Origin of the sequence: Streptomyces sp. NPDC050743 (assembly GCF_044456925.1) — a bacterium.
Classification (GTDB): Bacteria; Actinomycetota; Actinomycetes; order Streptomycetales; family Streptomycetaceae; genus Streptomyces.
In genome coordinates this window covers 1-10,936 of sequence record NZ_JBITGJ010000166.1, presented here as the reverse complement: position 1 = coordinate 10,936, position 10,936 = coordinate 1, and the positions used below count along the sequence as shown (strand labels likewise).

Genomic DNA, 10,936 nt, shown 5'->3' with positions numbered 1-10,936 from the left:
GGTACGTCACCCCGCTCGAAACGAGATCCTTGCTCAGGCAGAACCTCGTCCCGGCAGCGTAAACACCCGCTGTCCAGTTCGCGGGGGGAACTTCATACCTGCAAGCCCGGTCATTCAGGACCGGGTCAAGTTGACTCGCCTTCCTGCCGCTGGCGGTCCTGGACCTGAGTGGCGATGACCGCGGCCTGGATACGCCGCTCGACGCCGAGCTTGGCGAGCAGGCGCGAGATGTGGTTCTTCACCGTCTTCTCGGCCAGGTACAGCCGCTGACCGATCTGTCGGTTGGTCAGCCCCTCTCCGATCAGGGCGAGGATCTCCCGCTCACGTTCCGTCAGGCCCTTGAGCTCGTCCGGCTTCTGCTCCTGCTGCTGACCGCCGCGCAGCCGGGCCATCAGCCTGGTCGTGGCGCTCGGGTCGAGCAGGGACTGTCCGCCGGCCACCGTGCGGACGGCGGACACGAGATCCGAACCCTGGATCTGCTTCAGGACGTAGCCGGCCGCGCCCGCCATGATGGAGTCGAGCAGGGCCTCCTCGTCGTCGAAGGAGGTCAGCATCAGGCAGGTCAGTTCGGGCATCCGGGAGCGCAGTTCCCGGCACACGGTCACGCCGTCGCCGTCGGGCAGGCGGACGTCGAGCACGGCCACCTGCGGGCGCAGCGCGGGGACACGGGCCAAGGCCTGCTCCACCGTGCCGGCCTCGCCGACCACGCTGATGTCCGGCTCGTCGTCCAACAGGTCGCGCACGCCGCGCCGCACCACCTCGTGGTCGTCCAGCAGGAAGACCCGGATCGTGCTGTCCTGCTCGCCGTCCGCCATCGAAGACTCCTTGTCCTGCGTTGTGTACCGATGTCCGCCGGTGGACAGGAGCGACCCTGCCCACCGGGATCTTTCTCGTTTCCGGGCCTGAGGACCAGGGCCGGTCGGCCCCCATTCCGCGTTCGCCACGACAGGTCCTCTGGGCGTGCTGCCGTGCCCGGCGCCGCCGTCGCGGTCCCCGCGCATGGGAGCCGTGCACGCGGACGGGCCGCTCGGCCCTGTCGCCGGGGCCTGAAAGCCCTGGGCCGCACCCGGCACCCGCAGCAGGGTGGAGCCGCTGCCCGACGATCAGAAGGAGCGGAGCACATGACTGCCAGGGACACCGGCACCCACGACAGCACCAGGGCCGTACGGGTGCGGGCGGAGGGCGACGTGGACGAGGAAGCACTCGCATACGTCCGGGCCAAGGTCGACGCGGCTCTCGGCCGGCCGGGACTTCCGGAGGTCACCGGCGAGGTGAGAGTCGCCAGGGCCGCCGCACACCACGTCGAGCGGCCGTGGTCCGCCGGGGCCGAGCTCCGTGTGGGCAGCGCCCGCGTGGTCGTGCACGCGCAGGAGGCGAGCGCCGGCGAACTCGCGGACCGGCTGCAGGACCGGCTGCAGGACCGGCTGCGCGGCCAGGTGGAGACCGCCGTACACCGCGGGGACGGCGCACGCCGGACGGCCACTCCGCCTCCGTGGCGTGGCGGCCCAACCGACGGCGAGCGGCATTAGTGCCATCCGTCCCTGCGGCGTGAGGCGGGTCGGCCCCCCTTCCTGTCACGTCCGGCCCTGCCCCCTGGCATGGCCCGGCTGCGAGGCTGAAGAGGCGCCGGAGCAAGGAGTGCGGCGCGGCTCGGGCGGAGAGGGTGTGGCGTCGTATGGAGCGCGGCTCCACGGCCTCTCCCTCGTGCTCGGTCGAGGAGGGAGGCCCCATGAGGACACACACCGTCGGCGAGATCATGACCAGCGACGTCGTCTGCGCGAGCCGGGAGACGTCGCCCGAGGACGTGCTGCGGCTGCTGCACCGGCACCGCATCCGTGCGCTTCCGGTCGTGGACCACGACGACAAGGTGGTCGGCGTGGTCTCCGGAACCGACCTCGCGCATGGCCTGCCGGCCCGGGCCCGCCGGCTTCCGTTGCCCGTGATGAGGCGCTCGACGCGTGGCTCGGCGGCCACGGCTGTGGGCGAGCTGATGACGACCCCCGCGGTCACGGTTCACCCGGAGCAACGCGTTGCGGATGCGGCACGGGTGATGGAGCGTCATCGGGTCGACCGGCTCCCGGTGGTGGACGAGGAGGACCGCATCATCGGCATCGCCACCCGTCGGGACCTGCTGCGGGCCTTCCTGCGTACGGACGAGGAGATTCGCCGGCAGGTGATCGAGGAGGTGCTGCCCGGCACGCCCGGCCTGCCGTCTGGTGCGGTCACCGTCTCCGTCCGAGAGGGCATGGTCGTGCTGGAAGGGTGCCTCCCCGATCGCGGTGACGTCGCGTCGCTGGTCCGGTCGACCTGGCGGGTGGACGGGGTGGTCGGTGTGCTGAACCACCTGAGGTACGCAGCCGACGACGGCCGATCGCCTGACCGACGGGGTGCGGATGGGGGTGCGCCGGCGCAGTGAGGGTCCGCCCGGCCGTGAAGCAGGGCCGAACGGCCCTGGTGTGAGGAGACCCGGTGCCGTTCCAATGACCTGATCGATCTGTCCGCGGCCGCCGGCTCGCCGACGCCGTGGACAGGCAGCCGCCCGCGCCCTGGAGGACAGCACACATGCCATACCGGCGCACCAGCCGTCGCGACGACGGCCGGGCGCGTGCGAACCCCGCCACGCCGGCCGGAGACACACCGCAGTGAGCAGCGAGTCCGTACGGAAGCCCGCCATGACCATCGACAACCTCCAGACCGTTCCCACCGGACCGCGCCGCAGCGTCGAGCTCGACAGCGACGAAGCGCTGCGGCTGCTGGGCAGCGTTTCCTTCGGCAGGGTCGTCTTCACCCGCCAGGCGCTGCCCACCGTCCGCCCGGTCAACCACCTCCTGGACGGCGGCGACATCGTCATCCGCACCCATGAAGGCGCGGCCCTGACCTCGCGCACCCGGCAGGCGGGCGCCCCCGGCGTCGTCGTCGCCTACGAGGCCGACGCCATCGACCCGCACACCCACCTGGGTTGGAGCGTGGTCGTGACCGGCTACGCCCACCTCGTGACCGATCCCCATGAACTGGCCCGTTACCAGGCACTGCTCCACCCCTGGGTGAACCAGACCATGGACTATGCGGTGCGCATCCACCCCGACCTGATCACCGGCGTCCGGCTCACCGCGGCCGAGGAGCCCGGAGCCGCCTGAGCATGACGGCAGCGGGCTGGTCTCACGCGGAGAGGTGCGAGCCGTGGATGGTGCGGCCGGCGAGGAGTTCACGCCCGGTGACCAGTTCGGGCTCGATGCGCACGAACACCTCCTCGGGTGCGGGCACCCAGGAACACAGGCCGATCCGTTCCAGGCGTTGCCGCTCGGCCTCGTCGGTCACGACCTCGGCGCGGCCTGTGACGACCACGCTCCAGCCGGCCTGCGCGACGGCGTTGACCGCGTCCGCCTCGAAGGCCACGACCGCGCCGTCGACCGCGCGAGCCGATTCCGAAGCCGCCGCGGTGCGCAGCACCACCGCGCCGTCGTCGTCCAGGCGGAAATTGACCGGCAGGACGGCGGGCAGCGCCTTGCGCGTGTAGACGATCCGACCGACGGGAACCGTCGCCAGCAGGCGCAGGCACTCCTCGCGACCGAGTTCGCGGAAACCATCGTTCGGATACATGAGCTGGCCCGTCTCTCGCCGAGTTGCGGATTTGCGCTCCATGCTGACCCGGGTGACGGCTGCGGATGAGGGGCCACCGGTCCCTTCCGCGCCGGAGAACGGCCGTAGGAAGGACACCACGAAAGGGACCAACCGCCCTTTCTCGTCGTCCATGGCCCGGACCGTCTCACCGGTCGGCCCCTTCGGCCCTCGGCCTGCGGCTGGTCGGCCCATGTCACGGTACGGCGCGTGCTGCCACCGTCCTGGTCTGAGGACGAGGAGGGGTGGAGAGATGCGCGACGACAAGCCGGCCGGCAGCAGGCCCAAGCGCACGAGGCTGCCGCTGTGGCGGTGGCGGAGCAATCCGATCCGACGGCGTGACGATGTCCTGGAGGCATGGCTCCTGCTCGCCATGTGGCTGCTCGTCCTGGTGGGCGGATCGGTGGCCGGCGCGCTGACCGCCCACGCCGCCGACCGGTCGTTCGCCCGGCAGCGCGCCGAGCGAACCCTTGTCCACGCCGTTCTCCTGACCGGTGTCCCGTACACGGCGGTGTCGGGGACGGGCCGGGACCTGGTCTCGGCGAAGGTCCGCTGGACGGCCTCCGACGGCTCCACCCGCACCGGCACGACGCGAGTGGACAGCGGGCGGAAGGCAGGCTCCACGCTCACCGTCTGGATCGATCACCACGGGAAGCCGAGCGCCCGGCCACCGGCTCCCGGCAAGGCGGCTGTCGAGGCGGGATGCCTGGGGGCCTCGGCCGCCCTTGCGCTGAGCGGGTTGGTGTTCGCCGTCGGGAGCGCCGGACGGTGGTGGCTCGACCGGCGGCGCATGGAGCGATGGGACGCGGAGTGGGACCTGGTCGGCCCGCGGTGGGGGCACATGACGAGCTGACCTCGTGTTGTCCGGAACATGTCTGGTTCCAGGCCGTGTTCCCCCGCGCCGGCCGCACGCGGGTGGACTCAGTCCGACATCGGATCCGCATGCGTCGACTGCCCCTTCGGTGTGCGGAGCAGGCGCAGGCCGACGAGGCTCTGGAGTGTCATCGCGGCGGCTGCCGCGGCGGTGACGGCGAAGCCACCGCGCGGCCCGAGTGAGTCGATCGCCCAGCCGGAGAGGGCCGCAGAGGCGGCCGAGCCCGCCGCGCCGGCAGAGCCGAGCCAGGAGAACGCCTGGGTCAGGACGGCCTGGTGGACGTTCGCCTCGGTGAGCACGGGCAAGAGCACCAGAAGGGGTGGGATCGTGGCACCGGTCAGGATCACGACCAGTGCGACCCCGAGCGGTGAGCCGACCGTGAGCAACAGCAGCGTGCCGAGCAGCAGCACACCGGTCGCCGCCGGCAGTTGTACCGGGGCTGTGGCACGCCACCGGCGCAGCCCGTAGAGCCATCCGGCCAGTAGTCCGCTGCAGTTGGACACGGCGAAGACCGGGGCCGCGGCGCCCGGTGCGCCGTGCTCCACCACGAAGGCGGTCACCGACACCTGCAGGGCGCCGAAGAAGACGCCGAGAGCGAGATTGAGACCCATCAGTACGACGACCGGGCTACGCAGCAACGACCGGTCCTTACGGGCGTGCGCGGCGCCGTCGGTCGCCGGCGTGGGCGCGCTGCCGCGCTGCGCCGCGAGGACCAGACCGCCGACCACCGACAGGGAGGCGGCCAGCACCGTGCCGGCCAGGGGATGTCCGGCCGCGGCGAGCGCGCTGACCGACGTCGGGCCCACGAGGTAGCCCACCGCGTTGCTGACGGACTCCAGCGCGAAAGCGGCGGGTAGTTCCGCCGCTCGGCTGGTGCGCAGCAGTGCCGCCCAGCGTGCCGCGGACATCGCACCGAGCTGGGGAACGCTGGCCCCGACCAGCACGCCGCCCAGGGCCAGGAGGGCGTCGGAGGCATCCGCGACGACCAGGGACACGAGGACGGCCACCGCAAGGGCGTGGGCCAGCAGTGCGGGCGGCAGGACCCGGGTCTGCCCGAACCGGTCCACGAGCCGGGCCAGTTGCGGCGCCCCGAGCGCTTCGGCCACCGCGAACCCACCGCTGACCAGGCCGGCCGCGGTGAAGGTGCCGGTGTGGCCGTGCACGAGCCAGACGATGCTGAGGCTGGTCATCGCGACGCCGACGCGTCCGAGCGATGCCGGCAGGAAGAAGGCTGCGGCGCCCGGGGTACGCAGCAGGGAACGGTAGTTCGCCGACGGCACGGCGAGCCCTTTTCGCTGCCCGGTGGGACGGCGCTCCTGGGTCGTCGGTGCCCGGAAGTACCGACCCGTGGTCGCCGCCTGGAACCGTCCAGTGCTGGCGCGGAGAGGGGGCACGCGCCCCGCACCGACTCCATCACCGGGCAGAAATCTCGATGTTGTCGTTGCCGGCTGGCAATCGCGGACATTTTCGCGGCCGGGGCCGGCGATTGTCCATCGGAAAATCGCTGTCCGGCCGTCGGACCACGGTGATAGACAGCTGGAGTGGAAGAGACCCCCGAGTTCCCGTTCTGTTGCGGCTGATCGACGAACGGTCGACCGCCTTCCGCGCCGCGGTCATGTCCGCGCCCGACCTCGGACTGCGGGTGCCGACCTGCCCCGAGTGGGCGCTGCTGGATCTGGTGCGGCACCTGGGCACGGTGCACCGCTTCTGGGCCGCCACCGTCGCCGCGGGGCCCGCCGACGCTTGCCCGGCCCGGACCGCTTCGGAGGACACCCCGGCCGCGCCCCGGGAGCGCGAGGCCCTGCTGTGCTGGTCGGCCGAGTCGACGGAGCAGCTGCTGAGCGCACTGCGGGAGTCCGGCCCGGACCGCGGCTGCTGGACGTGGTGGGGCCCGTCGGAGTCGCCGCAGACCTGCGGTGCCGTCGCCCGGCACCGGGTCCAGGAGGTCGCGGTGCACACCACGACGCCCAGATCACCCTGGGCGCCGCGCTGCCGCTGCGGGAGGAGGCGGCACTCGACGGTGTCGACGAGTTTCTGTCCACCTGCTGCGCATGGACGGCTGCCTGGCCGCACGAGCCCGCTGCCGTCGACTTCCACGCCACCGAGGGCCGCTCCTGGCGCCTCTCGCTCTCCGCCGACGGCGGACGGACCACCCGTCTGTCCGCGCCCGGCACGATGCCCGCCACCGAGGCCGACGAGGCCCCGGACGCGGCCACCGTCTCTGCCCGGGGTACGGCCGGTGAGCTGGTCCTCGCCCTGTACGGCCGTATTCCGGTGGACTCCCTGAAGCTCGACGGCGACCGCCGTCTGTTCGACCTGCTCCAGGCCTGGGAGCCGGAGGGGTAGGACTCGCGAGGATGCGCCGGCTCCGCGTCCCGAGGGCATGCCTTCCAATGCCTCGCCCGTTCCGGCGCCTACCTCATCACCGCACTTCGAAGCCGCCCCGCCCGTCGAACCGTACCTCCCGGACGTCGTCGAATCCGTCCGCCGTGGAGGGTTCGCGCAGCCGCTTCAGCGTGGCGAGGACGCCGACATCCGGGACTCGGTCACGGCCCTCACGTGCGGCGTTGCGTCGCAGCGAGCCGGTCACGTCGGGCGGGAACCAGTAGGCCGTGACCGTCGCCCCGTACGTGTGGGCCAGCTCCACCAGCGGGCCCCACTCCTGTGGCGAGGGGTTGGTGTTGTCCACCGCCACCGGCCGCCGCGCCACCAGGTGCTCCTCCACCAGTCGCATCTGCCGCCGCTGCTTGTTCTTGGCGCCCCTCGGAAACAGGTCCTTGCTGACCAGCGCGTACCGGCCGGACAGACACCGCGAGTAGAAGGTGGTCTTTCCGGCAGCCTGCAGCCCGACCAGCACGGCCACGTCCATGTCGATCGCCATGACCGCCACGATGCCATGTGCCCGGTGGACAGCCGGCACCCGTCACGGTGCCTGCCGACGGCGGCCGGTCTCTTCCTCGCCTTCCGGCTCGCCCTTGGTCCCTTCGGCGGCCTCGACGCCTTCCAGCGGGTTGCCCGCCGTCGTACCGCGCTCCGGCTGGTAGCCCTCTTTCGCACTCGCCGTACCCGGCAGTGACCGCTCCCGCGCCTGGCTCTCGGAGCCCGAGTGCGCCCCGGGCTCTTCTTCGCCGCGCGCCCGGTCGTAGCGGTCCCCGTGGTGGTTCTTCTGGCCGGTCATGCCCGCCCTCCCATCAGGGTCGGAGCAGCTTGCAGGTGTGCAGGGTTCCCTGTGACACGCGCCGGAAACGGCCACGCTCAAGGACCGGTCGTGGGAGTCAGGCGCAGAATCGCCTCTGCTGTGGCCGTGGGGGCTTCGCGGGGTGGGAAGTGGCCGACGTCGGGCAGCAGGATGCGCTGGTAGTGCTCGGCGAACAGGTCGTCCTTGCCTTCCGTGGTCTCGGCGAGGTTGTCGCCGTCACGTTCGCCGTGCAGGACGAGGGACGGGACCCGGACCGGTGGCGGCTCGGCGAGGCGGTGCTCGAGGTCCTGGTAGGCCGGGTCACCGGGAGCCTCGCCCCAGCGGTGCAGATAGGCGTGGGCGCTGATCTCGGCCCAGTCGGGGTTGTCCCAGGCCGTGGCCGCTTGATCGAAGTCGGCGTCGGCGATCTCCCACCCCGGTGACCACGTCGTCCACAGGTACCGGCAGAAGCCGCGACGGTCGCGCTCCAGCATCTCGCGGCCCCGGGCGGTGGCGACGTACCACTCGTACCAGTAGGCATGCGCGAGCGGGTACGGCACCTCGCTGTCGGGGCGGTTGGTCGAGTAGCCCGCCGAGATCGCGATCAGTGCGCGGATGCGTTCGGGAAACAGCGCACCGACGACGTATCCGGCCCGGGCTCCCCAGTCGTGGCCGGCCACCACGACATCGTGCAGGTCCAACGCCTCGATGAAGTCGGCCAGATCCCGGCCGAGCGCGCCGATCTGCCCGCTGCGCGGGCGGTCGGGGAACGGAAGCGGGTGGGACCGAAGCCCCGCAGGTACGGCCGGTACACCCGGCAGCCGGCCTGGTGCAGACCCGGCAGCACCGCCTCCCAGCAGTGGATGTCGTCCGGCCAGCCGTGGACGGCCACCACCGTCTGCCCCCGTGCCGGGCCGCTGACGTCGTAGGCGATCCGCAGGGCCGCGGTCTCCGCGTACTCGTACATCCGCACACGAGTGGCCGCGGGCCCGGCAGCTGAAACACTCCCGTGCGGCGCGCTGTTCGGAAGACCTGGACGAGGGTCGACGGGCGCACGAAGCCCTCTGGAACCGTCGCGGTGTCGCGGAGACCGGCCGGGGTACGCGTCGTGGGTCCGAGCCGCACAGCCCGGATTTCGTACGAGGGGAGCGAACCGTCATGCCCCGTCCGGCCGGCGATCGGCGCGCGTCCGGCGGACGACTGCGGGAACGGCCGCCGGCAGGCCAGTTGCCGTCGTACCTGCCACACCCGCTGGAGACGGCGGTGCGGCGTCCGGGCTGGGGAATGGCGATCGGAGCGCTGTGCGTGTCGGCCTCGGCCGTCCTGCTCGACCTGGCGCACACCACGCCCGGAACGGCCTCGTTCTACCGGTGCGTCCTCGCGCTGCCCGCCCTGCTGGCGCTGGCCGGTGCGGAGCATCGGCGCGAGGGTGCCCCGCCGCGCCGGCGGTACGCGCTCGCGTTCGCGGCAGGCGTGCTGTTCGCCGGGGACATGCTGCTGTGGACGCAGGCCATCGCGGAGGTGGGTGCCGGGCTGTCGACGGTCCTGGTGAACGTGCAGGTGGTCCTGGTGCCGTTGATCGCCTGGGCGGTCGACCGGGAGCCCGTGCCCGCCCGGTTCCTGGGGTGGCTGCCGCTGCTGCTCATGGGCGTCGTCCTGACGGGCCGCGTCCTGGACCAGCGCGTGTCGGTCGGCACCGACCCGCGCTGGGGCACCGTGCACGCCGTACTGGCGGCCGTGTGCTACTCCGGATTCCTGTATTTGCTGCGGCGCGGCGGCCACCGCGGGCAGGTGCGGCAGACGTACACGGCGGTCATCGCCTCGGCCCCGGTGGTGTCGCTGCTCGGCGGACTGGCGTGGTACGGGTTCGACAGCACGCCCGGCTGGCGGGTGCTGGGCTGGCTGCTGGCGGTCGCGGTCACCAGCCAGGTCGTGGGCTGGCTGCTGGTCGCGACCGCCTCCCCGAAACTGGCCAGTCACGTCGGCGCGATCCTGCGCCTGCTCACACCGGTGGGCGCGGTGGCGCTGGGCGCCGTGGTCCTGGGCGAGCGCCCCACACCGCTGCAACTCGCCAGCTGCGCACTGATCCTGATCAGCGCCTACTTCACCACCGCCCGCAAGCCCCCGGCGGAGAACGCCCCGGGCGGGAGGACGGCACGGCGGCCGGGCGGCTCGCGCCCCGAGGAGGCCCGGACCTCCCCGCGCCCGGGGCGAGGCGCGGACACAGAGGGCTGAACGCCGTCCGTCCATCACGGCGGCCGGTCACGTCGCACGCTCGGATCGCGGGCGGGCCCGTCCTAGCCTCGGGGCATGCTGATCGAACACCGTGGGAAACGGCCGGTGGTTCCCGCCTCGGCCTATGTGGCTCCGTCGGCCGTACTGTGCGGCGCGGTGGTGCTGGGCGAGCGGACGCGTGTGCTGCACGGTGCCGTCCTCACCGCCGAGGACGGCGAGGTGCGCACCGGCCGGGACGTGGTGGTCATGGAGAACGCCCTGGTCCGGGGCAGGGCGAACCATCCGGCGCTGCTGGGTGACGCGGTGCTGATCGGACCGCACGCCCATGTCAACGGGGCGACCGTGGAGGACGAGGTCTTCGCGGCGACGGGGGTGTCGATGTTCCCTGGGGCCGTGGCCGGAGCACGTTCGGAGCTGCGGATCAACAGCGTGCTCCACGTGAACTCCAGGCTGCGCCCGGACACCGTCGTACCCATCGGCTGGATCGCGGCCGGCGATCCGGCCGAGCTGTTCTCCCCGGACCGGCACGCCGAGTTGTGGGAGGAGCAGCAGCGCCTAGACTTCCCCGGCACCGTCTACGGCGTCCCACGGGGCACGTCCATGCGCACCGTCATGGCCCGCCAGGCCGACTTCTACGGGGCCCACCGGGACGACCGGCCCCTCTCCGGCTGACCGGTCGAACCCCTGGGAGGCGATCGCCCCCTGGAAATGGATGCGTTGCCCGGGGGTACGCAGCCCGGGTGGCCGGTGCCGCGGTGAGTCTGTTGCGGCGTACGGTGCCCGGGGCCGGGAGAGCCGGCTCTCCGCGCACGGTACTGGTCGTGATGTGCGTCGGCTACTTTCTGGCTGCTCGACGTGACCATCTTGAAGGCTCCCCTCCCTGAAGGACTCCGTTGGGAAATCCGTGAAACGGTGATGGTGAGTGTGCGGGGCTGTCATGATCGGCATGTTTGTCGATCGAGGGTGGGGTTGTATGTCGCTGGAGCCGCGGGCTGATCGCGGGGTGCCGGAGCTGACTGCGCGGGTGGTGC

Annotated in this window: 13 protein-coding genes and 1 pseudogene; 8 read left to right on the top strand and 6 right to left on the bottom strand. The window is 72.2% G+C overall.

Translation table 11 applies throughout. The features are described from left to right. Positions 1–125: 125 nt before the first annotated feature. Positions 126–815, bottom strand: a complete 690-nt coding sequence (locus ACIBJF_RS49190; protein WP_399184412.1) for a response regulator — start codon at positions 813–815, stop codon at positions 126–128. 306 nt (positions 816–1,121) lie between these two features. Between ACIBJF_RS49190 and ACIBJF_RS49185 the strand changes: the two genes are divergently transcribed. The 3 genes from ACIBJF_RS49185 (at position 1,122) to ACIBJF_RS49175 (ending at position 3,137) form a co-directional block, all read left to right on the top strand. Further along, complete coding sequence (locus tag ACIBJF_RS49185; RefSeq protein WP_399184411.1) at positions 1,122–1,529, top strand: hypothetical protein; 408 nt, start codon at positions 1,122–1,124, stop codon at positions 1,527–1,529. A gap of 200 nt (positions 1,530–1,729) precedes the next feature. Continuing rightward, a complete protein-coding gene (locus ACIBJF_RS49180) occupies positions 1,730–2,416 on the top strand; it encodes a CBS domain-containing protein (protein ID WP_399184410.1) in 687 nt (228 codons plus the stop codon). A 256-nt stretch (positions 2,417–2,672) separates the two neighbouring features. Beyond that, positions 2,673–3,137 (top strand): pyridoxamine 5'-phosphate oxidase family protein, encoded by a 465-nt coding sequence (locus ACIBJF_RS49175; protein WP_399184409.1) that lies wholly within the window; start codon positions 2,673–2,675, stop codon positions 3,135–3,137. Between the two features lie 22 nt (positions 3,138–3,159). On the opposite strand, the gene ACIBJF_RS49170 is transcribed toward ACIBJF_RS49175, so the two are convergent. Next, positions 3,160–3,600, bottom strand: a complete 441-nt coding sequence (locus tag ACIBJF_RS49170) for a pyridoxamine 5'-phosphate oxidase family protein (RefSeq protein WP_399184408.1) — start codon at positions 3,598–3,600, stop codon at positions 3,160–3,162. Positions 3,601–3,871: 271 nt separating this feature from the next. Between ACIBJF_RS49170 and ACIBJF_RS49165 the strand changes: the two genes are divergently transcribed. Continuing rightward, positions 3,872–4,471, top strand: coding sequence for a hypothetical protein (locus ACIBJF_RS49165; RefSeq protein WP_399184407.1), 600 nt, complete (start codon positions 3,872–3,874; stop codon positions 4,469–4,471). Positions 4,472–4,539: 68 nt separating this feature from the next. On the opposite strand, the gene ACIBJF_RS49160 is transcribed toward ACIBJF_RS49165, so the two are convergent. Then, positions 4,540–5,886 carry an MFS transporter gene (locus tag ACIBJF_RS49160; protein WP_399184405.1) on the bottom strand — a complete coding sequence of 449 codons (1,347 nt, stop codon included), beginning with the start codon at positions 5,884–5,886 and terminating at the stop codon, positions 4,540–4,542. A 221-nt stretch (positions 5,887–6,107) separates the two neighbouring features. Here ACIBJF_RS49160 and ACIBJF_RS49155 point away from each other — a divergent pair. Then, positions 6,108–6,838, top strand: a pseudogene (locus tag ACIBJF_RS49155) (maleylpyruvate isomerase family mycothiol-dependent enzyme). Positions 6,839–6,914: 76 nt separating this feature from the next. Here the strand turns inward: ACIBJF_RS49155 and ACIBJF_RS49150 are convergent. The 3 genes from ACIBJF_RS49150 to ACIBJF_RS49140 form a co-directional block, all read right to left on the bottom strand. Next, a complete protein-coding gene (locus tag ACIBJF_RS49150; RefSeq protein WP_399184404.1) occupies positions 6,915–7,373 on the bottom strand; it encodes an AAA family ATPase in 459 nt (152 codons plus the stop codon). 42 nt (positions 7,374–7,415) lie between these two features. Further along, the gene (locus tag ACIBJF_RS49145) at positions 7,416–7,670 is read right to left on the bottom strand and encodes a hypothetical protein (RefSeq protein WP_399184403.1); all 255 of its coding nucleotides are present in this window, start codon (positions 7,668–7,670) and stop codon (positions 7,416–7,418) included. A 77-nt stretch (positions 7,671–7,747) separates the two neighbouring features. Then, the gene (locus ACIBJF_RS49140; protein WP_399184402.1) at positions 7,748–8,371 is read right to left on the bottom strand and encodes an alpha/beta fold hydrolase; all 624 of its coding nucleotides are present in this window, start codon (positions 8,369–8,371) and stop codon (positions 7,748–7,750) included. Between ACIBJF_RS49140 and ACIBJF_RS49135 the strand changes: the two genes are divergently transcribed. The 3 genes from ACIBJF_RS49135 to ACIBJF_RS49125 all read left to right on the top strand — a co-directional run bounded on the left by ACIBJF_RS49135 (position 8,360) and on the right by ACIBJF_RS49125 (position 10,577). Further along, the gene (locus tag ACIBJF_RS49135; protein ID WP_399184401.1) at positions 8,360–8,599 is read left to right on the top strand and encodes a hypothetical protein; all 240 of its coding nucleotides are present in this window, start codon (positions 8,360–8,362) and stop codon (positions 8,597–8,599) included. The genes ACIBJF_RS49140 and ACIBJF_RS49135 overlap by 12 nt on opposite strands. A gap of 229 nt (positions 8,600–8,828) precedes the next feature. After that, positions 8,829–9,905, top strand: a complete 1,077-nt coding sequence (locus ACIBJF_RS49130; protein WP_399184400.1) for a DMT family transporter — start codon at positions 8,829–8,831, stop codon at positions 9,903–9,905. Between the two features lie 75 nt (positions 9,906–9,980). Next, positions 9,981–10,577, top strand: a complete 597-nt coding sequence (locus ACIBJF_RS49125; protein WP_399184399.1) for a gamma carbonic anhydrase family protein — start codon at positions 9,981–9,983, stop codon at positions 10,575–10,577. The last annotated feature ends 359 nt before the right edge of the window (positions 10,578–10,936 follow it).

Coding starts and splice junctions, on each gene's coding strand:
- ACIBJF_RS49125 (WP_399184399.1), top strand. CDS start 9,981: ATGCTGATCGAACACCGTGGGAAACGGCCGGTGGTTCCCGCCTCGGCC.
- ACIBJF_RS49145 (WP_399184403.1), bottom strand. CDS start 7,670: ATGACCGGCCAGAAGAACCACCACGGGGACCGCTACGACCGGGCGCGC.
- ACIBJF_RS49170 (WP_399184408.1), bottom strand. CDS start 3,600: ATGTATCCGAACGATGGTTTCCGCGAACTCGGTCGCGAGGAGTGCCTG.
- ACIBJF_RS49190 (WP_399184412.1), bottom strand. CDS start 815: ATGGCGGACGGCGAGCAGGACAGCACGATCCGGGTCTTCCTGCTGGAC.
- ACIBJF_RS49130 (WP_399184400.1), top strand. CDS start 8,829: ATGCCCCGTCCGGCCGGCGATCGGCGCGCGTCCGGCGGACGACTGCGG.
- ACIBJF_RS49150 (WP_399184404.1), bottom strand. CDS start 7,373: ATGGCGATCGACATGGACGTGGCCGTGCTGGTCGGGCTGCAGGCTGCC.
- ACIBJF_RS49165 (WP_399184407.1), top strand. CDS start 3,872: ATGCGCGACGACAAGCCGGCCGGCAGCAGGCCCAAGCGCACGAGGCTG.
- ACIBJF_RS49185 (WP_399184411.1), top strand. CDS start 1,122: ATGACTGCCAGGGACACCGGCACCCACGACAGCACCAGGGCCGTACGG.
- ACIBJF_RS49175 (WP_399184409.1), top strand. CDS start 2,673: ATGACCATCGACAACCTCCAGACCGTTCCCACCGGACCGCGCCGCAGC.
- ACIBJF_RS49180 (WP_399184410.1), top strand. CDS start 1,730: ATGAGGACACACACCGTCGGCGAGATCATGACCAGCGACGTCGTCTGC.